Below are 22550 nucleotides of genomic sequence, written 5' to 3'. Positions count from 1 at the left end.
CAGGTTGAGATGACAGAGGGGGAGGCCGTTCGGGTGCCCGCGCCGTGGTGCCCCTCGCAGGTCATACGACCAGGAGGCCTCCGTCATGACCGCCAACCGCATTCCGCTCTCCCAGCTGGAGCGAGGCATCCCCTTCGAGCAGCGCCACATCGGCCCGGATGCCGAGGCGCAGGCGAAGATGCTCGCCCACGTGGGCTACGGCTCCTTGGACGAACTGACCGCCGCAGCGGTGCCCGACGTGATCCGCAGCGCCGAGGCGCTCGACCTGCCCGAGGCGCGGACCGAGGCCGAGGTGCTCGCGGAGCTCCGCGAGCTGGCCGACCGCAACCAGGTCCTCTCGTCCATGATCGGTCTCGGCTACTACGGGACCTTCACCCCTCCGGTGATCCTGCGCAACGTCATGGAGAACCCGGCCTGGTACACGGCGTACACGCCCTACCAGCCCGAGATCTCGCAGGGCCGCCTGGAGGCGCTGCTGAACTTCCAGACCGTCGTCGCCGACCTCACCGGCCTGCCGACCTCGGGCGCCTCGCTCCTCGACGAGGGCACCGCGGCAGCCGAGGCCATGTCGCTGGCCCGCCGCGTCGGCAAGGTCAAGAACGGCGTCTTCCTGATCGACGCGGACGCCCTGCCGCAGACGATCGCCGTGATCGAGACCCGCGCCGAGCCCACGGGCGTCGAGGTCGTCGTCGCCGACCTGTCCGAGGGCATCCCCGCCGAGATCGCCGAGCGCGGCGTCTTCGGCGTGCTGCTCCAGTACCCGGGCGCCTCCGGTGCCGTACGGGACATCAAGCCCGTCATCGACCAGGCGCACGAGCTCGGTGCCATCGTCACCGTCTCCGCGGACCTGCTCGCACTGACCCTGCTCACCTCCCCGGGCGAGCTGGGCGCGGACATCGCCGTCGGCACCACCCAGCGCTTCGGCGTCCCGATGGGCTTCGGCGGACCGCACGCCGGCTACATGGCCGTCCAGGCCAAGCACGCCCGCTCGCTGCCCGGCCGCCTCGTCGGCGTCTCCGTGGACGCGGACGGCAACAAGGCGTACCGCCTCGCGCTCCAGACGCGCGAGCAGCACATCCGCCGCGAGAAGGCCACCAGCAACATCTGCACCGCGCAGGTGCTGCTCGCCGTCATGGCCGGCATGTACGCCGTCTACCACGGACCGGACGGCCTGCGGACGATCGCCCGCCGTACCCACCGCTACGCGGGCGTGCTCGCCGCGGGTCTGGCGGCCGGCGGCGTCAAGGTCGTGCACGGCTCGTACTTCGACACCCTCACCGTCCGGGTACCGGGTCGCGCCGGCGAGGTCGTCGCCGCCGCCCGCGCGGGCGGGGTCAACCTGTACCGCGTGGACGCCGACCTGGTGTCGATCTCCTGCGACGAGACCACGCTGCGCGCCGACATCGAGGCCGTCTGGGCCGCCTTCGGCGTCACCGCAGACATCGAGGCGCTGGACGAGGCCACCCCCGAGAGCCTGCCCGAGGGCCTGCTGCGCTCGGACGAGTACCTGGCCCACCCGGTCTTCCACCAGCACCGTTCCGAGACCGCGATGCTGCGCTACCTGCGCAGGCTCTCGGACAAGGACTACGCGCTGGACCGCGGCATGATCCCGCTGGGCTCCTGCACCATGAAGCTCAACGCGACCACCGAGATGGAGCCGGTCACCTGGCCCGAGTTCGGGCAGCTGCACCCGTTCGCCCCGGTCGAGCAGGCCGAGGGGTACCTCACGCTCATCAACGAGCTGGAGGAACGCCTGTGTGAGGTCACCGGATACGACAAGGTCTCGATCCAGCCGAACGCCGGCTCCCAGGGCGAGCTCGCCGGCCTGCTGGCCGTCCGCGCCTACCACCGGGCGAACGGCGACGAGCAGCGCACCATCTGTCTCATCCCGTCCTCCGCGCACGGCACGAACGCCGCCAGCGCCGTGATGGCCGGCATGAAGGTCGTCGTCGTCAAGACCGCCGACGACGGCGAGGTGGACGCGGACGACCTGCGCGCCAAGATCGAGCAGTACCGCGACGAGCTCGCCGTGCTGATGATCACCTACCCGTCCACGCACGGCGTGTTCGAGGAGCACGTCGCGGACATCTGCGCGCAGGTGCACGACGCCGGCGGGCAGGTCTACGTGGACGGCGCCAACCTCAACGCCCTGGTCGGCCTGGCCAAGCCGGGGCACTTCGGTGGCGACGTCTCGCACCTGAACCTGCACAAGACCTTCTGCATCCCGCACGGCGGCGGCGGTCCGGGCGTCGGCCCGGTCGGTGTCCGGGCGCACCTGGCCCCGTACCTCCCCAACCACCCGCTCCAGCCGACCGCCGGTCCGGAGACGGGCGTCGGCCCGATCTCCGCCGCTCCGTGGGGTTCGGCCGGCATCCTGCCGATCTCCTGGTCGTACGTGCGCCTGATGGGCGGCGAGGGCCTCAAGCGCGCCACCCAGGTGGCCGTGCTCGGCGCCAACTACATCGCCAAGCGCCTGGAGCCGCACTACCCGGTGCTCTACACCGGTCCCGGCAACCTGGTCGCCCACGAGTGCATCATCGACCTGCGCCCGCTCTCGAAGGCCACGGGCGTGAGCGTGGACGACATCGCCAAGCGTCTGATCGACTACGGCTTCCACGCGCCGACCATGTCCTTCCCGGTGGCCGGCACGCTGATGATCGAGCCGACGGAGTCCGAGGACCTCGCCGAGATCGACCGCTTCTGCGACGCGATGATCGCCATCCGCGCCGAGATCGAGCGGGTGGCCGCCGGCGAATGGCCGGTCGACGACAACCCGCTGGCCAACTCCCCGCACACCGCGGCGGCGCTGGGCGGCGAGTGGAACCACTCGTACACCCGTGACGAGGCCGTCTTCCCGGGCGGGGTCACGGCCGCCGAGAAGTACTGGCCGCCGGTGCGCCGGATCGACGGCGCCTTCGGCGACCGGAACCTGGTGTGCTCCTGCCCGCCGCTCGACGAGTACGACAACTGAGCCGTGATCGTGGCGGTGTGAGCTGACGGGGAAGGGGCCGGTCCCGGAGCATCGCTCCGGGACCGGCCCCTTCCCCTTGCCCTGCCTCGTCCCGTCTAGGCGACCGCGAGCGGCCGGTGCGGGGCGATGATCTGGCCGTCCGGCAACAGCTCCCCGGTGTCCTCGAAGAGCAGGACGCCGTTGCACAGCAGGCTCCAGCCCTGTTCCGGGTGGTTCGCCACCGGCAGTGCGGCCTCCCTGTCGGCGGAGTCTGACGTCGGGCAGGCTGGCTGGTGCTGGCACATGGATGCGTTCTTTCGCTGCGATGTGGTCTGCGTGCTACGGCTCGATGCGTGATTCATGGCCGTCCCCCTGGGTCATCCCCGCGCCTGCGGAGAGCATGTCCTCAGTGTTCCCCCACGACGGCTGCTTCGTAGGTATTTCCCGGCAGCTGTCCTCATAGATTGATGACGCATCACTCGTGCGGGCGGTTCAGGCCAACTCCCCTGTCATTTCGGGTGGTTCACCAGTGGCCCGAGCGGGCTAGGCCGAATGGGCAACTTGGGCCATGCCGGTCGAGGAGTGCTGGTCAGGCCGCCGGTGCGGCCACCGCGGGCGGTGCCGGAGGAGCCGGCGGGGTGAGCCGACGGGTCAGCACGGGCAGCAGCTCGGACACGGTGTGCGGTCGGAAGGGCGCGATCCCGGGAGGCGCCGGGGCCAGCGGGATCAACAGGTCGGCGGCGTCCGGCAGGCCCGCCGAGGCGTCGGCGTTCACCGCTCCGTGCAGCCACAGGGTCAGCATGTACAGCTCCGGTACGGACAAGAGTCTCGCCTGGTGGCTCATGCCGAGCGACTCGGCCTGGCGCAGGGCGCGTTCGGTCGCCGCCACGTACGGGCCCTCGAAGAAGTGCGAGAAGGCCCAGCCGTCCGCGGTGAGCCGGGTGTCGGCCGCCGCGACGAAACGGTCCCCGCTGCGGATCATGAACCGCCAGCCGGTCAGCCGCGTGCGGGGCGGCCTGGCGCCGGTCGTGAGCGACGAGGCCTGCAACCGGTCGAGCACGTGGACCGGCAGGGGGAGTTCGGCGGTCAGGGGACCCTGGATCTTGCGCAGGGCCGGGGTGTGCGCCTCGTGCACGGCGGTGGGGGAGCGCAGTGCCGCGAGGACGCAGCGCAGGGCGGGCGCGGGAGCCGGAGGGACATGCAGCGGCATGGTGGGTCGCCTCTCACTTGGGAGACCTGGGGTGCGGGGGAAGGTGCGGACGACGCTGTCGCATTCTGGGGCCAGAGGGGGGCTGAGGGGCAATGGCCGCGCGCCAACTCTCTGCCTCGTTTGCGGAGTTTATACGACATGTGTTCACGCAGTGTTTCGGCTAGCTGTCCCGTCCATTGCCGACAAGGCGCTTACCGGTCCCTCTGGCATGGCATTCATGCCGGTTGCGCACGAACATGTCGCCCTGACCTCGGAGGTTACCGGACGGGGGCTCGGCTGGAAAGCATCGGTTATGCGGAATGGGCAAAGGCGAGGGGGAATTTGCGTTTTCGAGCTTGCCAGGCGAATGTGCCGAAGCGCCCTTCGGGCCAAACCGGCGCGCGCTGCCCGCCATGCACGCCCCCGCCGCGTTATCGATCACTCCGCCGGGGCATCATCGACCGTAACGCGCGCCTGGGTGCACCGGGCCAGGCCCATTCGAGGAGGGACGCTTCGATGGGGGAGAAGGTCGTGGCAGGCGGATTCGACCTGTCCGATCGGCATCGGTATCGAAGGAAGCTTCACGAGTGCCTGGAGGGGCTGGAGCGCCTTCTGGCGGAGAAGAGGTTCGATCGGCCCAAGAACATGATGGGACTGGAGATCGAACTGAATCTCGCGGGTGCCGACGGGTTGCCGAGAATGGTGAATGCCGAGGTTCTGGAGCGGATTGCGAGCCCTGATTTCCAGACCGAACTCGGAATGTTCAACCTGGAGGTGAACGTACTCCCGCACCGCCTCGGCGGACGGGTATTCGACCAGCTCGCCGAGGAACTCGGCGCGGGGCTGCACTATGCCCACCGGCAGGCCGCGGCGGTCGACGCGGGGGTGGTGATGATCGGCATCCTGCCGACGATCACCCGCTCCGACCTGGCCCTGGCCAACCTCTCCGCCGTGGACCGGTACTCGCTGCTCAACGAGCAGATCCTGATGATGCGCGGCGAGGACTTCACCCTCGACATCGACGGGGTCGAGCGGCTGACCTGGACCTCCGGTTCCATCGTGCCCGAGGCCGCCTGTACTTCCGTGCAACTGCACCTCCAGGTGACCCCGGCCCGGTTCGCGGACGTGTGGAACGCGGCCCAGGCGGTGTCCGCCGTGCAGACGGCGGTCGGCGCCAACTCGCCGTTCCTGTTCGGGCACGAGCTGTGGCGGGAGTCGCGGCCGCCGCTGTTCACCCAGGCCACCGACACCCGACCGCCCGAACTCCAGGCGCAGGGCGTTCGACCGCGGACCTGGTTCGGGGAGCGCTGGGTGGACTCGGCGTACGAACTCTTCGCGGAGAACGTCCGCTTCTTCCCGTCCCTGCTGCCGATCTGCGACGAGGAGGAACCGCTGCGGGTGCTCGCCGAGGGAGGGGTGCCGAGCCTGCAGGAGCTGGTCCTGCACAACGGCACGGTCTACCGCTGGAACCGGCCCGTGTACGGGGTCGCCGACGGGGTGCCGCACCTGCGGGTGGAGAACCGGGTGTTGCCGGCCGGGCCCACGGTGGCCGACGTGGTCGCCAACGCCGCCTTCTACTACGGGCTGGTGCGCACGCTCGCGGACGAGCAGCGGCCGGTCTGGACGCGGCTGCCGTTCGCGGAGGCCGAGGCCAACTTCGACGCGGCCTGCCGGTACGGGATCGACGCACGGCTGCGCTGGCCGCGTCGGGGACGGAGCGGAGGCCTGGCGAGCGTGCCGGCGGTGCGGCTGGTGCTCGACGAACTGCTTCCGATGGCGGCGGCCGGGCTGGACGCCTGGGGCATCGCGCCGGCGGACCGGGACCACTACCTGGGGATCATCGAGCAGCGGTGTCGACTCCGGGTGAACGGCGCGACCTGGCAGGTGGACACCTTCCACCGGGCCGTGGCGGCCGGCCTGGGCCGGGACGAGGCGCTGGCGGCGACCACCCGGCGCTACAGCGAGCTGTCCCACCGGGGCGACCCCGTGCACACCTGGCCGGTCGGGCTCGCCGGGCAGGAGGTGGACGCCACCGCGGCGGCCCGACGCTGACCCCGACCGGGTCCGGTGATCCCGTTCCCCCGCCGAGGAGGCAGTATGGGGATGTCGTGACGGCACGTCGCGACGATCGCGGCGGGACGGGAGTCGGGCGTGCGGGTGGAGCCGGAGCCGGTGGTCAAGGACCCGAGGGAAGACGACCGCGGGTACCTGCGGACCGAGACGCTGCTCGTCCTCGCGCTCTCGCTGGGGGCGAGCGGGGTCTCGGCCCTGATCAGCTTCATCGGTTCGCTGACCAAGCCGGGCGGCCTCAAGGACCAGGCGGCCACGCTCAACGGGTCGTACGCGCCCGGTCGGCCCTGGCTGGACCTGGCCTGGCAGCTGTTCGGGATCGCGAGCGCGCTCGTCCCCGTCCTGCTCGTCGCGCACCTGCTGACCCGGGAGGGAGCGCCGGGGCTGCGTGCGCTGGGCTTCGACCGGACCAGGCCGCTGTCCGACCTGGGTCGCGGCGCGCTGGTCGCCGCCGGCATCGGCAGCGCCGGGCTCGCCTTCTACCTCGCGGCCCGCGCCACCGGCTTCAACCTGACGGTGGTGCCGGAGGCGCTGCCGGACGTGTGGTGGAAGTTCCCCGTGCTGATCCTCTCCGCGCTGCAGAACTCCGTGGTGGAGGAGGTCATCGTGCTGGCCTACCTGCTGCGCCGGCTCGACCAGCTGGGCTGGTCCCCGACGGCGTCGCTGCTGGCCAGTTCGGCACTGCGCGGCTCGTACCACCTCTACCAGGGCATCGGCGGCTTCATCGGCAACATGGTGATGGGCGTGGTGTTCGTACTGGCCTACCGCCGGTGGGGGCGCGTCGGGCCGCTCGTCGTCGCGCACGCGCTGCTCGACATCGTGGCCTTCGGCGGCTACGCCCTGCTCGCGGGCAAGGTGGACTGGCTGCCGACTCCCTGAGGTGTCTTCGGGGCGGCCATCGGGGACCGGGGGCCTCAGGGGCGGGTGAGGAGTTCCCCGTCCAGGACCGTGACCGCGTGACCGGTCAGGAGGGTGCGCTCGCCGGCGAGGGTGACGCGGACCAGGCCCGTACGCGATCCGCCCTGGAGACCCGTCAGCGTGGTGCGGCCCAGACGCCGCGCCCAGAAGGGGGCGAGCGCGGTGTGGGCGCTGCCCGTGACGGGGTCCTCGTCGATGCCGACGGCCGGGAAGAAGCCGCGGGAGACGAAGTCGTAGCCGCGTGAGGGGTCCTCGGCCGCCGCGGTGACGATGACCCCGCGGCGGGCGTAGCCGCGCAGGGCGACGAGGTCGGGGGTGAGCTCCCGTACCGTCCGCTCGTCCGCGAGCTCCACCACCAGGTCGCCGATGTGGGCGGACGTGTCGTGCACCGACCTGATCCCGGCGCCCAGCGCGCGCTCCACCTCGGCCACGGGTTCGACCTCCGTCAGCGAGGAGGTCGGGAAGTCCATGGTGATCGTGCCGTCCTCGGCGGCCCGCGCCGTGAGGATCCCGCAGCGGGCGGCGAATCGGATCAGCCCGCTCGCCCGGCTGGTCGTCGCCAGGACGTGGGCCGTCGCGAGGGTGGCGTGCCCGCACATGTCCACCTCGGCGGCCGGGGTGAACCAGCGCAGCTCCCAGTCGGCCTCCCCGCCCGCCGGCAGCGGCCGCGCGAAGGCGGTCTCGGAGAGGTTGACCTCGGCCGCGACCTGCTGGAGCCAGGAGTCCGGGGGGAACGCGCCGTCCAGCAGCAGGACCCCGGCGGGATTCCCGTGGAAGGGGCGGTCGGTGAAGGCGTCGACGATTCGGATGCGCATGACCTCGACCGTAGGGCGGGCCGGGGAACGCCGCCAAAGGCCAATCCGGGGTACCTGGCTCTATCGTCGAAGAGTTTCCGATATATCGTTGACGCATCGCGAACGATCAGTGATAGTTGAGATATCGAAGCGGTCGGGCCATCGGGTCCGACGGCGAGACCACTTGATGACGAAAGGAGCGCAGTCATGCGTTCACACGGACAGCACGGACACGACCACGGCCACGAGCACGGACGGGGTCACGGCCACTGCGGGCCGGACCGTCGGGAGGAGTTCGGCGGGCGCCGCGCCGCCTTCGGCCCGTTCGGGCCGCCCTTCGGCGGCGGACCCTTCGGAGGGCGCGGCGGACGCGGCGGACCTCGCGGACGGGCCCGGCGGGGTGACGTACGGGCCTCGATCCTGGCGCTGCTCGCCGACCGGCCGATGCACGGCTACGAGATGATCCAGGAGATCGGCGAGCGCAGCGGAGGGGCCTGGAAGCCCAGTCCCGGCTCGGTCTACCCGACCCTCCAGATGCTGGAGGACGAGGGCCTCATCACGAACGAGAGCGAGGGCGGCAAGAAGCTGTTCACGCTCACCGACGCGGGCCGCACCGAGGCCGAGTCGGGTCCGGACGCCCCCTGGGAGGACGCCGGGCGGGGCTTCGACTTCGAGGCGATGCACGAGGTCCGGACGGCCGGAGTCGGCCTGATGGAAGCCTTCGGCCAGGTCTTCAAGACCGGCACGCCCGAGCAGCGCGAGAAGGCCCTCGGGGTCATCAACGACGCACGCAGGAAGCTCTACCTGATCCTGGCCGACGAGCACTGAGCCGGCCGACACCCCACGAAGGCGCGCCCCGCGAGAGCCCTCTCCCGGGGCGCGCCCTCGTGCGTACCCGCGTACGCCGCGGAGTGCGGGTCAGGCGACCAGGCCCGCCAGCTTGCGGAGCGACTCGTTCAGCGCGGCCGTGGCCGAGTCCTTGAGCTTGCCGGCCATCAGCGACACGGCGGCCCCGGTGAACTCGCCGTCGATCCGCACGGTGGTGGCCGCGCCGTCCGGGACCAGGGTGTACCGGGTGAGGACGGCCACGCCCATCGGGCCCTTGCCGGTGATGGCGAAGAGGCGCTCGTCCTCCAGCTCCGAGACGGTCCAGAGGACCTCCGCCGGGAAGCCCATCATCTTCATGTTCTCCGCGAAGGTCGATCCGACCGCCAGGGTCTGCGGTCCGCCCTTCGGGAAGTCGGTGTGGGTCATGCTCCACCGGCCGTACGCGTCCCAGTCGGTCAGCTGCGCCCAGAGCTTCGCGGCGGGCGCCTCGATGCGTGATTCCGCGGTGACTTCGGCCATGCGACCACCCCTTCTCGTCGGGTACGTGCGGCGGAAGGTAGCTCCGGTGGGCGGAACATTCAATACTGACGACCTGTCAGATCCAGTGGGTCCGGCGCAGGTGGGTGTCGGGTGCGTCTCAACAGGTGTCATGTCGATGACGGTCCTGACGCCTCCTGCCATGATGTGGCGATGCAAGCGTCAGGGAAGAACGCCGGACTGGGCCTCGCCCTCGTCTCGGCGTGTGCGTTCGGTGGTTCGGGCGTCGCGGCGAAGCCGCTGATCGAGGCGGGTCTGGACCCGCTGCACATGGTGTGGTTGAGGGTGGCGGGTGCGGCGCTCGTGCTGTCCCCGTTGGCCTGGCGTCATCGCGATCTGGTGCGCCGCAAGCCGTTCCTGCTGGCCGGCTTCGGACTGATCGCCGTCGCCGGCGTGCAGGCCTTCTACTTCGCCTCCCTGTCCCGGATCCCGGTCGGTGTCGCGCTGCTGCTGGAGTACCTGGGACCGGCCCTGCTGCTGGGCTGGATCCGCTTCGTGCAGCGCAAGCCGGTGACCCGGGCGGCCGCCGCCGGAGCGGCGGTGGCCGTCGTCGGGCTGGCGTGCGTCGTGGAGATCTGGGCCGGACTGAGCCTGGACCCGCTCGGGGTGCTGCTGGGCCTCGCCGCCGCCTGCTGCCAGGCGTTCTACTTCGTGTTCGCGGACCAGGGGAGCGACGGGGACGACGTCCCCGACCCGTTGGGCGTGATCGCGTTCGGCATGATCGTCGGCGCGCTGGTCATGACCGCGATCGCCCGGCCCTGGCGGATGGACTGGGCGGTGCTGGGCTCCGACGCGGCGATCGCCGGCACGACGGTGCCCGCGGTCGCGCTGCTCGGCTGGGTCGTGCTGATCGCGACCGTGTTCGCCTACCTGACCGGGGTCGTCTCGGTGCGCCGGCTCTCGCCGCAGGTGGCGGGCGTGGTGGCCTGTCTGGAGGCGGTCATCGCGACCGTACTGGCCTGGGTGTTGTTGGGCGAGCACCTCTCCGCCTGGCAGATCGCGGGCGGGGCGCTGGTCCTGGGCGGCGCCTTCATCGCACAGTCCGCGCGGCCCACCCCGCCGGGGGCCGCCGACCCGGCCGTGTTGGACCGCGAGACGACGAGCGCCTAGGCTGCCGATCATGCCTTCGACCGTGCTTCCGCCTCCCGCCGCCTAGCGCGGGCGGCCCTCGAACGAACGAGTACCCCGGCCCGGGGAGTTCCCGGGCGGGTGCGCGCTGCCCGCGAAGCGATGACCCCCTTCCCTCATCCTTCACGCACGCGCGGAGTCACACGTGTCGAACCATTCGCCCGCAGCCGGGCGCAGTCTGCTGTACCTCGTCGTCGCCGGAGCCGCCTGGGGAACCGCCGGGGCGGCCGCCTCGCTGCTGTTCCTCGCCAGTGATCTCGGACCGCTCGCCCTGTCGTTCTGGCGGTGCGCGGGCGGGCTGGTGGTCCTGCTGGCCGTACTCGCGGTCCGTCGCCCCAAGGCCGGGGCGCCGCGGCCCTCGGCCGGCTCGCTGATCGCCACCGGATTGATGTTCACCCTCTTCCAGGCCGCGTACTTCGCGGCCGTGCGGGAGACCGGCCTGGCCGTCGGGACCGTGGTCACCCTGGGGGCGGGGCCCGTCCTGATCTCGGTCGGCGCCCGCTACTGGATGGGCGAGCGGCTCGGCCGCGGCGGGATCGCCGCCGTGGGCGGGGCGTTGGCCGGACTGGCGGTGCTGGTACTGGGCAGCGGGGGCGGCGAGGTGCGGCCGATCGGCGTCGGCTGGGCGCTGCTGTCGGCCGCCGGTTACGCCGCCATGACCCTGCGGGCCCGCCGGCTCGGGCAGCGGGGGGCGGGCGGGGACCCGCTGGTCACCACCGCGTGGTCGGTGGCGGTGGGCACGGTGTGCCTGCTGCCGCTCGCGGCGATGGAGGGTCTGCTCCCGCACACCGCCGATCTCGGGCGGGTGCTGTGGCTGCTCGTGTACGTGGCCACCGTCCCGACGGCCCTGGCGTACGCGCTGTACTTCCACGGGGCCGCCGCCGTACGGGCCGCCACCGTGTCGGTGATCATGCTGATCGAGCCGGTGAGCGCGGCCGTGATCGCCGTGCTGCTGCTCGGCGAACGACTGACCGGCGCCGTGATCCTGGGTACCGCACTGCTGTTGACGGCCGTCGCCGCGCTGATCGTCGCCGAGGCACGGAGGCCGGCGGGCGGGCCGGTGGCCGGGCCCGCCCCGGTGGCTCAGAGCGTGGCGAGGTAGCCCGGCACGGCGACGCCGGGGGTCAGGTCGGCGGCCGGGACCGGCGTCCCGTACGCCGGCGCGACCGGGACCACGCCCGACCAGAAGGGCAGGCCCAGGTCTTCGGCGTCGTCGTTCGGCTCGCCGGTGCGCAGCTTCGCGGACACCTCGGTCAGGTCCAGCCGGATCACGGCGGTGGCCGCGAGTTCCTTGGCCGTCGGAGGACGGCAGTCGGCGGACCGGCCGGGCACGACCTGGTCGACCAGGGCGTCGAGCGCCGTCCGGCACTCCCGCTCGTCGGTGACCTGGTACGCGGTGCCGTGGATGACCACCGAGCGGTAGTTCAGGGAGTGGTGGAAGGCCGACCGGGCCAGTACCAGGCCGTCGACGTGCGTCACGGTCACGCAGACCGGCAGACCGGGATCGGCCTTGCCCGCCGCGAGCAGCGGGCGGGACCCGGTCGAGCCGTGGAGGTACAGGGCGTCGCCGATCCGGCCGAACAGCGTGGGCAGGACCACCGGCGCGCCGTCGCGCACGAAGCCGAGGTGGCAGACGTAGGCCTGGTCGAGTATCGCGTGCACGGTTTCGCGGTCGTAGCGGGCCCGGTCCCTGGAGCGGGTCGGGACGGTACGGTCGGTGGGCTCGTACGCGGAGGTCGTCCGCGCGGCCGGCTGCGCGGTGGTCGGCGTGGTCGGCTCGGTGGCGGGCGTGGCGGTCATGGTGCGAACTCCGTTGCACTAGTGCATAATGTGGTTTGTGCTAGGAGACTATCGGATCACGGGGCGCCGCGCAGCGGATATCGCGGCCAGTGTCGAAACGGGAATCGGATCGGGCGCGCTCCCCCCGGGAGCGCTGCTGCCGCCGATGCGGGAGTTGGCCGCCGTGCTGGGGGTGAACCCGAACACCGTGGCCGCCGCCTACCGGACCCTGCGCGAGCGCGGCGTCATCGAGACGGACGGCCGACGCGGCAGCCGCGTCAGGTCGCGGCCGGCGAGCGCACCCCGGGACGCGCTGCGGATGGACGTCCCGCCCGGTGTGCGCAACCTCGCCTCGGGCAACCCGGACGTCTCGCTGCTGCCCTCGCTGGAGGGGGCCCTGGCCGCCGCCGCCCGGAAGCACGCGCGGACGCCCACCCTGTACGGAACCGACCCCGTCGCCCCGGAGTTGGCGGCCCTCGCCCGGGCCGGCTTCGACGCCGACGGGGTGCCGGCCGGGCCCGTCGGCGTCACCTCGGGCGCGCTCGACGGGATCGAACGCGTACTGGCCGCCCACCTGCGCCCCGGCGACGCCGTGGCCGTGGAGGACCCCGGCTGGGGGAGCGTGCTGGACCTGGCGCCCGCGCTGGGGCTGCGGGTGCTGCCGGTCGCCGTGGACGACGAGGGGCCCCGACCGGAAGCGGTGGCCCGCGCCCTGGCCGACGGGGCACGGGCGCTGGTGGTCACCGCCAGGGCGCAGAACCCGACGGGGGCGGCGGTGAGCGCGCCCCGGGCGGATGAACTGCGGGAACTGCTGGCGCGGTACCCGGAGGTGCTCGTCCTCGACGACGACCACGGCCACGGGATCGTGGACCTGCCGCTGCGGTGCCTGGGAGGGGTCACCCGGCACTGGGCGCTGGTCCGGTCCACGGCGAAGGCCTACGGGCCCGACCTGCGGCTCGCGGTGCTGACGGGCGACGCGGTCACGATGGACCGGGTGCGGGGGCGGCAGCGACTGGGGCCGGGCTGGGTGAGCCGGCTGCTCCAGTACGCGGTGGTCGAACTGTGGACCACCGGCGCGGTGGACGCGGTCGCGGTCGCGCGGTCGTACGGGCAACGGCGGGACGGGCTCGTCGCGGCGCTGGAGCGGCGGGGGGTGCGGGCGTACGGGCGCAGTGGGATGAACGTGTGGGTACCGGTCGCCGACGAGACGGGCGCGGTGGCGCGGCTGCTGGGGGCGGGCTGGGCGGTGGCGCCGGGGGCGCGGTTCCGGGTGGAGAGCGGGCCCGGCGTACGGATCACCGTGTCCGGGCTCGGGACGGGCGAGGTGGCGGGACTCGCGGACGCGGTGGCCGACGCCGTGCGGCCCGCGGTGGGGGGACGCTTCGACTGAGGTCGGTGCGGGGGCGCTCCGCGGCGGGGGCCGGCGCGCCGGTGGGCGGGCGCGGCGCCGTTGCCGGGGGCTCCGCCCCCGGGCCCCCGCGCCTCAGACGCCGGCGGGGCCGGATCGGGCGGGCTCGGTCGGGGGCTTCCGCTTCGGGGTGCGGGTCTGGGTGAGCGCCGCGCCGGCCAGGACGATGGCCGCGCCGACCGGGGTGTTCCAGTGGAGCTGCTCGCCCAGGACCAGGACGCCCGCCGTGGTGGCGATGACCGGGATGAAGTAGGTGACCATCTGGGCGGTGGTCGGGCCGACCTCCGTCACCAGCCCGTACTGCATCTGCAGGGCCAGTCCCGTGCCGAGGGCGCCCAGGGCGATCACCGACAGGGTCGGCCAGAGCGGGAACGAACCGGGGGCCGAGGTGAACACGGCGCTGACCAGCAGCAGCTGAAGCGTCGAGATCCCGAGCTGCGCGCCGGTCAGGGCCACCGGCGAGCCGGGGGTGCCGGCCAGGGTGCGGCGGACGTAGATCCAGCCGATCGGATAGCAGAGCGAGGCCAGCAGGGCGAGCGCGGTGCCCGTGGCGCCGACCCCCGAGAAGCCCTGCCAGGCGCCGAGGACGGTGAGCACGCCGAGGAAGCCGAGGCCCAGGCCGGCGAACCGGCGGCGGGTGGGGCGGTCCTCGGACAGCGCGACCAGGGAGAGCGCCATGCCCCACAGCGGGGAGGTCGCGTTGCAGATGCCGGCCAGGCTGGAGGGGATGCTCAGCTCGGCGTACGCGAAGAGCGAGAACGGCGCCGTGTTCAGCAGGAGCGCCGCCACCGTCAGGTGGGCCCAGGTCCGCCGACCCCGGGGGAGCCGCTCGCGACGCACCAACAGGACCGTGAGCAGCGCGAGGGCGCCGAAGGCGACCCGGCCGAGAGCGACCTGGAACGGGGCGTAGGCCTCCGTGCCCACCTTGATCAGCAGGAAGCTGAAGCCCCAGATCACCGAGAGGACCGCGAACCGGACCCGCCAGTCGAGACCGCCCCGGCGAGGGGCGGGCGGTGCGGCGACGCCCGCGCCGGCGGCGGCAGGTGTGGAATCGGTCGACGTGGCGGCGGCCGGTGTGGGATCGGCCGGTGTGGGATCGCCCGGCGTGGGGTCGGGGAGGGCCTCGGCGGCCGGTCTCGGGGTGGTGGGTGCGCTCATGGGTTTACTCTGTGGCGTCCGACGCATTAGAACAAGCGAGAATCTGTGGCGTTCTCGTCGTAGCATCGCTTACATGTTGAACCTGGAGCGCCTGCGCACCCTCGACGCCTTCGCCCGCCACGGTTCCGTCGGCGGCGCGGCCGACGGGCTGCACGTCACCACCTCCGCGGTCTCCCAGCAGATGGCCAAGCTGGAACGGGAGGTGGGTCAGCCATTGCTGGCCAAGAACGGGCGGGGGGTCCGGCTGACCGACGCCGGGCGCCTGCTCGCGGACCACGCGGCCCGGATCCTCTCCCAGGTGGAACTCGCCCAGGCCGACGTCGAGGCCCAACGGGGCTGCCCGGTGGGGGAGTTGCAGATCGGCGCCTTTCCGACCGCCATGCGCGGGCTGCTGCCCGGGGCGCTGACGGCGCTGCGCGCCCGACACCCCGAACTCCGGCCCCGGGTGCGGGAACAGGAGCCCGGGGAGAGCATGGCCGCGGTGGTGCGCGGCGACCTCGACCTGGCGCTGGCCATCGACTGGCACAACAAGCGGATGCCGGTGCCGGCCGAGCTCACCCGCTGCCATCTGCTGGAGGACTCCGTCGACATCGCCGTGCCGGCCGGTCACCGGCACGCGGAGCGGACCCTGGTCTCACTGGCCGACTTCGCCGACGAGGAGTGGATCTCCTGGAACGAGGGCCAGTTCTGTCACGAGTGGCTGGTGTTCACCCTGCGCGGCATCGGCATCGAGCCCCGCATCGCGCACATCGCCGAGGAACACCACACCCAACTGGCCTTCGTCGAGGCGGGTCTGGGCGTGTGCGTGACCCCCCGGCTGGGCCGCGGTCCCGTACCGTCCGGGGTGCGACTGCTGCCGGTCAGCGATGCCGTCCGCCGGCACGTGTACGTCGTCTGGCGGGCGGACGCCGACCGGCGGCCCTCCGTCCGGGCCGCCGTCGACGCCCTCAAGGCGACCGCCTCGACGCTGTAGGGTCGCCGCCACCTCGCCCCCGGGGCGGCTACAGCTTGCGGAAGTCCCACGAGACGATCGACTCCGGCGTGAGCCGGATCCAGGCGTGGCGCCCGTCGTGCGGCATCTCCTCGATCCCGAAGTTCTTCACCGGGAAGACGCGTTCCGCCTCCGCCAGCTCCGGACACGGCTCTCCCGTGCGGGGGGCCTCGCCCACGAAGACCGCGCTGCCGGACAGCTCGACCCCGCGCAGTTCGTCGTACGCCTCACCCGCGTCCACGACCACCGAGATCCGGGGATCCCGGCGCAGGTCGGACCAACGGCGGCTGCGCGTGATCGAGTACAGCCACAGGGAACTCCCGTCCCACGCGAACCACAGGGCCCCGACGTGGGGGCGTCCGTCCGGGGAGACCGTGGCCACCCGGCAGGTGCGCTGCTCGCGCAGGAAGGCGTCCACCTCCTCGTCGGTCATCATGATGCGGCGGCCCCGCCGCTGCGTCCGGTCCACGCGTGTCTCGTCCATCCGTCCCGCGCCCCTTCACATCTGACTGCGTGTCAGGAATCATGCGGGCTCTTCGGTCGTCACGCCAGGGGGAGCCATGCCGGAACTCGATCCCGCCACCACCGCGCTGCTCACCGTCGAATGCCAGAACGGCGTCGTGGGCGAGGAGAGCGCCCTGCCCGAGCTGGCCAAGGAGGCCCGCGACTCGGGGATGCTGGACCGGGTGGCCGCGCTGGTCGAGGCCGCCCGGGAGGCGGGCGTACAGGTCCTGCACGCCGTCGCGGAGCGACGGGCGGACGGGCTCGGCGCCAACGCCAACGCACGGCTGTTCCGCGCCGCCGGCAGGCTTCCCGTGCGCCAGCTCAGCGGGAGCCGCGCGGTCGAGGTCGCCGCCCCCATCGTGGTGGCCGAGCGGGACCTGGTCGTGCGCCGGCTGCACGGGCTCTCCCCGATGGCCGGCACCGACCTGGACGCCCTGCTGCGCAACCTCGGCGTCCGCACCCTCGTCGTCACCGGGGTCTCCTCGAACATCGCGATCCCCAACACCGTCTTCGACGCCGTGAACCTCGGCTACCGGGTGGTGGTCCCGGCCGACGCGATCACCGGCGTGCCCGCCGCCTACACCGCCGAGGTGATCCGCAACGCGCTGGCGCTGGTCGCCACCATCACCAGCACGCGGGAGTTGCTCGACGGGTGGGCCCGGCCCCACTGCCCCCCGTAACCTGGTCGGATGCTGTCCGAAGTGATCGCGACCCGTTACGTCACGCCCCTGCGTGAGGGCGGCTCGCTCCCGGGAATAGTCGAGGCCGACGACCTCGGTACCTACGTCATGAAGTTCACCGGAGCCGGCCAGGGGCGCAAGACCCTGGTCGCCGAGGTCGTCTGCGGCCGCCTGGCCCAACGGCTGGGCCTGCGGGTCCCGCGGCTGGTGCAGATGCAGCTCGACCCCGTCATCGGGCTCGGCGAGCCCGACCAGGAGGTCCAGGAGCTGCTCAAGGCCAGCGGTGGGTTGAACCTCGGGATGGACTACCTGCCCGGTTCGATCGGCTTCGACCCGCTCGCCTACCAGGTGGATCCCGTCGAGGCCGGACGCGTGGTCTGGTTCGACGCCCTGATCAACAACGTCGACCGGTCCTGGCGCAACCCGAACCTCCTGGTCTGGCACGGAGACCTGTGGCTCATCGACCACGGCGCCACCATGATCTGGCACCACAACTGGCCGACCGCCCGGGCCGCCGCCGCCAAGCCCTACAACGCCTGCGACCACGTCCTGGCACCCGTCGGACCGGACATCGCGGCCGCCGCCGCACAGCTCGCGCCCCTGGTGACGAGGGAACTGCTCACCGAGGTCACCGCGGACGTCCCGGACGAGTGGCTGGTCGACGAGCCCGGTTTCGACTCGACGGACGCCGTGCGACGCGCCTATGTGGACGCGCTGCTGCCGCGGGCGGCGGGCATCCACGAGAGGATCACGATGGAGGCCGAGGTGCGGCCGAGGTCGGGTCCGCCCGGCTGGTTGGCCGAACGCCTCGCGCCGCCGCGCGCCAAGACCGAGCCCGACGACAAGACCGAGCCCGACGAGAAGAAGAGCGACAGCGAGTGATCAAGCGGGACGTGTTCGAGTACGCGCTGGTACGTGTGGTGCCCCGGATGGAGCGCGGCGAGTGTTTCAACGCCGGCGTGATCGTCTACTGCCGGGCGCACTCCTACGTCGCCGCGCGCACCCACCTCGACGAGGGCAAGCTGCTCGCCCTCGACCCCGGGGCGGACGTGACCGGTGTACGGGCCGCCCTGCTCGGCGTCGAGGGCCTGTGTGCGGGCGGCGAGTCGGCCGGTCAGGCGGCGGGCGACGAGCCCGGCCGCCGGTTCCGCTGGCTGATCGCGCCGCGCAGCACCGTGGTACAGCCGGGCCCGGTGCACACGGGGCTGACGGCCGACCCGCAGGCCGAGGTGGAACGGCTGCTGGACCTGCTGGTGCGCTGAGCGCGGCGGACCCCTCCGAGGATCGGCGCACGACCCGGGGAGCCCTGCGGGCCGGCGCCGTTGACACCGGGTGCCAGGGCTCCTAGCGTCTGTCCAGCCGAAGCTACTAAGCGGTTGCTCACCCACGAGGGGCCGCATCGGCGCACCGAGGATTCCAAGCGCGAGGAGATCCAGCATGTCCACCACCGAGCAGCGCGTCGCGATCGTCACCGGGGCGGCCCGGGGCATCGGCGCGGCCACCGCCGTACGCCTGGCAGCCGAGGGCCGGGCGGTCGCCGTACTCGACCTGGACGAGGCGGCCTGCAAGGACACGGTCGAGGCGATCACGGCGGCCGGCGGGAAGGCCGTCGCCATCGGCTGCGACGTCTCCGACAGCGCGCAGGTGGAGGCGGCCGTCGAGCGCGTGGCGAGCACGCTGGGCGCCCCGACCATCCTGGTCAACAACGCGGGCGTGCTCCGCGACAACCTGCTCTTCAAGATGAGCGACACCGACTGGGACACGGTCATGAACGTGCACCTGCGGGGCGCGTTCCTGATGGCGCGGGCCTGCCAGAAGCACATGGTGGAGGCCAAGTTCGGCCGCGTCGTGAACCTCTCCAGCAGCTCCGCCCTCGGCAACCGCGGTCAGGCCAACTACTCCGCCGCCAAGGCCGGTCTGCAGGGCTTCACCAAGACCCTCGCGATCGAGCTCGGGAAGTTCGGCGTGACCGCCAACGCCGTCGCCCCCGGTTTCATCGCCACCGAGATGACGGCCCAGACGGCCGCCCGGGTCGGCATGGGCTTCGAGGACTTCCAGGCCGCCGCCGCCACCCAGATCCCGGTGCAGCGCGTCGGCAACCCGGACGACATCGCCAACGCCATCGCCTTCTTCACTGGCGACGCGGCGGGCTTCGTCTCCGGGCAGGTCCTGTACGTGGCCGGCGGCCCGCTCAACTGACGCGCGGCGACGAACGAGAGGCAGGGCGTACGGCATGACGTACAGCGGCAACGACAGCGGCAGGGTCGCACTGATCACCGGGGCGAGCCGGGGCATCGGCTACGGCATCGCGGAGGCCCTGGTCGCCCGGGGCGACCGGGTGTGCATCACCGGGCGCAACGAGGACACCCTCAAGGAGGCCGTCGAGCGGCTCGGGGCGGACCGGGTGCTCGGCGTCGCCGGGAAGGCGCACGACGAGGCCCACCAGGCCGTCGCCGTGGAGCGGACGATGGAGGCCTTCGGCCGGGTCGACTTCCTGATCAACAACGCCGGCACCAACCCGGTCTTCGGGCCGATCGCCGACCTGGACCTCGGTGTCGCGCGCAAGGTCTTCGAGACGAACGTGATCTCGGCGCTCGGTTTCGCGCAGCGCACCTGGCACGCCTGGCAGAAGGACAACGGCGGGGCGATCGTGAACATCGCCTCCATCGCCGGCGTCTCCGCCTCGCCCTTCATCGGCGCGTACGGAATGAGCAAGGCCGCGATGGTCAACCTCACCCTCCAGCTCGCGCACGAGATGGCGCCGGGCGTGCGGGTCAACGCCATCGCCCCCGCGGTGGTGAAGACGAGGTTCGCGCAGGCGCTCTACGAGGGTCGGGAGCAGGAGGCCGCGGCGGCCTATCCGCTCGGTCGACTCGGGGTCCCGGAGGACATCGGGGGAGCCGCGGCCTTTCTTACATCTGCACAAGCGGAATGGATCACGGGACAAACCCTGGTCGTCGACGGGGGAATGTTCCTCAATGCCGGGGTGCACTGACCGATAACCGGACGCATTTGCCTCCCAAGAGGAGGCAAATGCGTACCGAATACGCACGTAATCGGTCAAGTGCCTCACGAAACCTGCCCATTGGATTTGTGATGCACTGCGGTAGGGTCTGCCGCACCCCTGGCTGATCGAGGAGCGTGCACGTGTTCAACCGGACCAGATGCCTGCAGATCACTGCGGCCCTTGCGTCCATATCCCTGCTCGCCGGATGCGGTCTGCTTTCCGACGACAGCGGCGACGACAAGAAGCGGATCGTCGTCGGTACGATGAGCCAGCCGAGCACCCTCGACCCCGCCGCGGCATGGGACGGCTCCTGGGAGCTGTACCGGAACATCTACCAGACGCTCCTGGCGTTCCCCACGGGCTCCACCAAGCCCCAGCCGGACGCCGCCCAGGCCTGCGAGTTCACCGACTCCCGCAACGAGTCCTACCGCTGCACCCTGAAGAAGGGCCTGAAGTTCTCCAACGGGGAACCGCTCGACTCCAAGGCCGTCAAGCACTCCCTCGACCGGATCCGGACGATCAACTCCCAGGTCGGCCCGAAGGACCTCTTCGGCAGCCTGGACAAGATCGAGACCCCGGACGCGGCCACGGTGGTCTTCCACCTGAACACCCCGGACGCGACCTTCCCGTACGTCCTCGGCTCGCCCGCCGCCTCGCTCGTCCCGCCGAAGGAGTACCCGGCGGACAAGGTCCGCGAGGAGGGCAAGACGATCGGCTCCGGCCCCTACGTCCTCGACTCCTACACCGAGGGCAGCGAAGCCGTCCTCAGCCGCAACGCGAGCTACTCGGGCTTCGCCAACCGGCGCAACGACGCGGTGACCATCCGCTACTTCGCGGACTCCAAGAAGATGGTCGCGGCCCTCAAGTCCAAGGAGGTCGACGCCACCTACCGAGGCCTGTCGGCCGCGGAGGTCAAGGACCTGCAGACGCCCGCGTCCCACGAGGCCGGCATCCAGGTCGTCGAGAACGTCGGAGCCGAGATCCGCTACCTCGTCTTCAACCCCAAGGACCCGCAGGTCGCCAAGTTGCCGGTGCGCCAGGCCATCGCCCAGGTCATCGACCGCGGCGCGCTCGTGGCCAAGGTCTACCAGGGCACGGCCGAGCCGCTGTACTCGATGGTCCCCAAGGGCACCGTCGCCCACCGGACGCCGTTCTACGACCTGTACGGCCACTCGGACGTCGAGAAGGCGAAGAAGATCCTCCGCGAGGCCGGGATCACCCAGAAGGTCGAGCTGACCTTCTGGTACACGACCGACCGGTACGGCCCCTCCACGGCCGAGGAGTTCACCGAGATCAAGCGGCAGCTGGAGGAGAGCGATCTCTTCAAGATCAACCTGCGCGGTCAGCCCTGGAAGGCCTTCCAGGCCGGCTACAAGAAGGGCGACTACCCGGTCTTCGGCCGAGGTTGGTTCCCCGACTTCCCGGACCCGGACAACTTCATCGCCCCGTTCGTCGGCAAGCAGAACGCGGTCGGCACCCCCTACGAGCCCGCGCCCATCCTGAACGAGCTGCTGCCCAAGTCCCGCCGCGAGAGCGACCGGGCCGCCGGCGTCAAGGAGTTCGAGGAGGCCCAGCAGATCTTCGCCCAGGACGTCCGGCTGCTGCCGCTGTGGCAGGGCAAGCTGTACGTCGGCGCACGCGAGGACATCGCCGGTGCCGAGCGGGCCCTGGACCCGCAGACCGCCATGCAGATGTGGGAGCTGTACCGCAAGACCAGCTGGTAGCGGGCGGCCGGCCGCGGGCGGGCAGGCGGACGACGCGTTGTCAGTGGCTCCGGGTAGGTTCTGGGCAGTTGCACGACGCAGTTGCACGATCCTGTACCGGAGGTTGTAGACGTGACCCAGATGCTGCCCGAGTCCTGGCTCCCCGCTGTCGGCGGGGAGCTGGACCAGCCCTACTTCAAAGAGCTCACCGAGTTCGTCGAGAAGGAGCGGGCGAACGGGCCGGTCTACCCGCCCCGCGACCAGGTCTTCGCGGCCCTGGAGGCCACACCGTTCGACAAGGTGAAGGTCCTGGTCCTCGGCCAGGACCCCTACCACGGCGCCGGCCAGGGCCACGGCCTGTGCTTCTCCGTGCGACCCGGGGTCAAGACCCCACCCTCGCTGCGCAACATCTACAAGGAGATGAAGGAGGAGCTCGGCCTCCCCGTCCCGGACAACGGGTACCTGATGCCGTGGGCCGAGCAGGGCGTCCTGCTGCTCAACGCGGTGCTCACCGTCCGCGAGGCCGAGCCCAACTCGCACAAGGGCAAGGGCTGGGAGAAGTTCACCGACGCGGTGATCCGGGCCGTGTCCGCGCGCCCCGACCCGGTGGTCTTCGTGCTCTGGGGCGCGTACGCCCAGAAGAAGATCCCGCTGATCGACGAGGACCGGCACGTGATCGTCAAGGGCGCCCACCCCTCGCCGCTGTCGGCGAAGAAGTTCTTCGGATCCCGCCCCTTCACGCAGATCAACGAAGCCGTCGCCGCCCAGGGGCATGAGCCGATCGACTGGCGTATCCCGGACCTCGGCTGACGCCACACCCCGCCTGGGCGCCAGAGGCGGCGCCTGCGGTTAGCGTCGTGACGATCAGACCGGAGAGCAGGTCTGGCAGAGCCAGCCGGAGGCCGC

22 protein-coding genes are annotated in these 22550 nt (G+C 71.8%); 15 read left to right on the top strand and 7 right to left on the bottom strand.

Annotation, left to right across the window (positions count from 1 at the left end; genetic code table 11):
• Positions 1–85 precede the first annotated feature (85 nt).
• On the top strand, positions 86–2971 hold the full coding sequence (gene gcvP, locus ACIRO3_RS08960) for an aminomethyl-transferring glycine dehydrogenase (protein WP_404134047.1): 2886 nt from the start codon (positions 86–88) through the stop codon (positions 2969–2971).
• A gap of 95 nt (positions 2972–3066) precedes the next feature.
• Here the strand turns inward: gcvP and ACIRO3_RS08955 are convergent, their stop codons facing one another.
• Entirely contained in the window at positions 3067–3255 is a 189-nt protein-coding gene (locus ACIRO3_RS08955) for a DUF5999 family protein (RefSeq protein ID WP_053683766.1), read from the bottom strand.
• Between the two features lie 284 nt (positions 3256–3539).
• Positions 3540–4160 carry a hypothetical protein gene (locus ACIRO3_RS08950; RefSeq protein ID WP_365998876.1) on the bottom strand — a complete coding sequence of 207 codons (621 nt, stop codon included), beginning with the start codon at positions 4158–4160 and terminating at the stop codon, positions 3540–3542.
• A gap of 495 nt (positions 4161–4655) precedes the next feature.
• Between ACIRO3_RS08950 and ACIRO3_RS08945 the strand changes: the two genes are divergently transcribed.
• On the top strand, positions 4656–6191 hold the full coding sequence (locus ACIRO3_RS08945) for a glutamate-cysteine ligase family protein (protein WP_404134044.1): 1536 nt from the start codon (positions 4656–4658) through the stop codon (positions 6189–6191).
• 99 nt (positions 6192–6290) lie between these two features.
• Complete coding sequence (locus ACIRO3_RS08940; RefSeq protein WP_404134042.1) at positions 6291–7088, top strand: CPBP family intramembrane glutamic endopeptidase; 798 nt, start codon at positions 6291–6293, stop codon at positions 7086–7088.
• A gap of 35 nt (positions 7089–7123) precedes the next feature.
• Here ACIRO3_RS08940 and ACIRO3_RS08935 read toward each other — a convergent pair whose 3' ends face one another.
• Positions 7124–7942, bottom strand: coding sequence for a PhzF family phenazine biosynthesis protein (locus ACIRO3_RS08935; protein WP_404134039.1), 819 nt, complete (start codon positions 7940–7942; stop codon positions 7124–7126).
• 186 nt (positions 7943–8128) lie between these two features.
• Here ACIRO3_RS08935 and ACIRO3_RS08930 point away from each other — a divergent pair, with 186 nt between their 5' ends.
• A complete protein-coding gene (locus ACIRO3_RS08930) occupies positions 8129–8749 on the top strand; it encodes a PadR family transcriptional regulator (RefSeq protein ID WP_361786483.1) in 621 nt (206 codons plus the stop codon).
• A gap of 90 nt (positions 8750–8839) precedes the next feature.
• Here ACIRO3_RS08930 and ACIRO3_RS08925 read toward each other — a convergent pair whose 3' ends face one another.
• Positions 8840–9268: an SRPBCC family protein gene (locus tag ACIRO3_RS08925; RefSeq protein WP_361786486.1), complete on the bottom strand. Its 429-nt coding sequence runs from the start codon at positions 9266–9268 to the stop codon at positions 8840–8842.
• 171 nt (positions 9269–9439) lie between these two features.
• Here ACIRO3_RS08925 and ACIRO3_RS08920 point away from each other — a divergent pair, with 171 nt between their 5' ends.
• Positions 9440–10396, top strand: a complete 957-nt coding sequence (locus tag ACIRO3_RS08920; RefSeq protein WP_366147807.1) for an EamA family transporter — start codon at positions 9440–9442, stop codon at positions 10394–10396.
• Between the two features lie 163 nt (positions 10397–10559).
• Complete coding sequence (locus ACIRO3_RS08915) at positions 10560–11516, top strand: EamA family transporter (protein ID WP_361786492.1); 957 nt, start codon at positions 10560–10562, stop codon at positions 11514–11516.
• Here ACIRO3_RS08915 and ACIRO3_RS08910 read toward each other — a convergent pair.
• Complete coding sequence (locus ACIRO3_RS08910; RefSeq protein ID WP_404134035.1) at positions 11498–12214, bottom strand: pyridoxamine 5'-phosphate oxidase family protein; 717 nt, start codon at positions 12212–12214, stop codon at positions 11498–11500. The two genes, ACIRO3_RS08915 and ACIRO3_RS08910, sit on opposite strands and share 19 nt — an antisense overlap.
• A gap of 37 nt (positions 12215–12251) precedes the next feature.
• Between ACIRO3_RS08910 and ACIRO3_RS08905 the strand changes: the two genes are divergently transcribed.
• Positions 12252–13583 (top strand): aminotransferase class I/II-fold pyridoxal phosphate-dependent enzyme, encoded by a 1332-nt coding sequence (locus tag ACIRO3_RS08905; protein WP_404134032.1) that lies wholly within the window; start codon positions 12252–12254, stop codon positions 13581–13583.
• Positions 13584–13676: 93 nt separating this feature from the next.
• Here ACIRO3_RS08905 and ACIRO3_RS08900 read toward each other — a convergent pair whose 3' ends face one another.
• A complete protein-coding gene (locus ACIRO3_RS08900) occupies positions 13677–14759 on the bottom strand; it encodes a DMT family transporter (RefSeq protein ID WP_404134030.1) in 1083 nt (360 codons plus the stop codon).
• 73 nt (positions 14760–14832) lie between these two features.
• Here ACIRO3_RS08900 and ACIRO3_RS08895 point away from each other — a divergent pair, with 73 nt between their 5' ends.
• On the top strand, positions 14833–15732 hold the full coding sequence (locus ACIRO3_RS08895) for a LysR substrate-binding domain-containing protein (protein ID WP_361786504.1): 900 nt from the start codon (positions 14833–14835) through the stop codon (positions 15730–15732).
• 28 nt (positions 15733–15760) lie between these two features.
• On the opposite strand, the gene ACIRO3_RS08890 is transcribed toward ACIRO3_RS08895, so the two are convergent.
• Positions 15761–16219 (bottom strand): pyridoxamine 5'-phosphate oxidase family protein, encoded by a 459-nt coding sequence (locus tag ACIRO3_RS08890; RefSeq protein ID WP_361786545.1) that lies wholly within the window; start codon positions 16217–16219, stop codon positions 15761–15763.
• Between the two features lie 91 nt (positions 16220–16310).
• Between ACIRO3_RS08890 and ACIRO3_RS08885 the strand changes: the two genes are divergently transcribed.
• The 7 genes from ACIRO3_RS08885 (at position 16311) to ACIRO3_RS08855 (ending at position 22454) form a co-directional block, all read left to right on the top strand.
• On the top strand, positions 16311–16934 hold the full coding sequence (locus tag ACIRO3_RS08885) for a cysteine hydrolase (protein WP_404134027.1): 624 nt from the start codon (positions 16311–16313) through the stop codon (positions 16932–16934).
• A 9-nt stretch (positions 16935–16943) separates the two neighbouring features.
• Entirely contained in the window at positions 16944–17816 is an 873-nt protein-coding gene (locus tag ACIRO3_RS08880; RefSeq protein ID WP_404134024.1) for a HipA family kinase, read from the top strand.
• A complete protein-coding gene (locus ACIRO3_RS08875) occupies positions 17813–18196 on the top strand; it encodes a DUF3037 domain-containing protein (protein ID WP_361786512.1) in 384 nt (127 codons plus the stop codon). Before ACIRO3_RS08880 ends, ACIRO3_RS08875 begins: the two co-directional genes overlap by 4 nt.
• Before the next feature lie 175 nt (positions 18197–18371).
• Complete coding sequence (gene fabG, locus ACIRO3_RS08870; protein WP_361786514.1) at positions 18372–19133, top strand: 3-oxoacyl-ACP reductase FabG; 762 nt, start codon at positions 18372–18374, stop codon at positions 19131–19133.
• A 34-nt stretch (positions 19134–19167) separates the two neighbouring features.
• Complete coding sequence (locus tag ACIRO3_RS08865; protein WP_404134021.1) at positions 19168–19929, top strand: SDR family oxidoreductase; 762 nt, start codon at positions 19168–19170, stop codon at positions 19927–19929.
• A gap of 152 nt (positions 19930–20081) precedes the next feature.
• Positions 20082–21665 carry an ABC transporter substrate-binding protein gene (locus ACIRO3_RS08860; RefSeq protein WP_404134018.1) on the top strand — a complete coding sequence of 528 codons (1584 nt, stop codon included), beginning with the start codon at positions 20082–20084 and terminating at the stop codon, positions 21663–21665.
• A gap of 120 nt (positions 21666–21785) precedes the next feature.
• Positions 21786–22454, top strand: a complete 669-nt coding sequence (locus tag ACIRO3_RS08855) for a uracil-DNA glycosylase (protein WP_361786548.1) — start codon at positions 21786–21788, stop codon at positions 22452–22454.
• Positions 22455–22550: the final 96 nt, after the last annotated feature.

The sequence above is a fragment of the Streptomyces sp. NPDC102278 genome (genome assembly GCF_044766345.1).
GTDB lineage: Bacteria > Actinomycetota > Actinomycetes > Streptomycetales > Streptomycetaceae > Streptomyces.
Note: the sequence above shows the minus strand (reverse complement) of the source record. Positions and strands in the feature narration are given on the sequence as shown.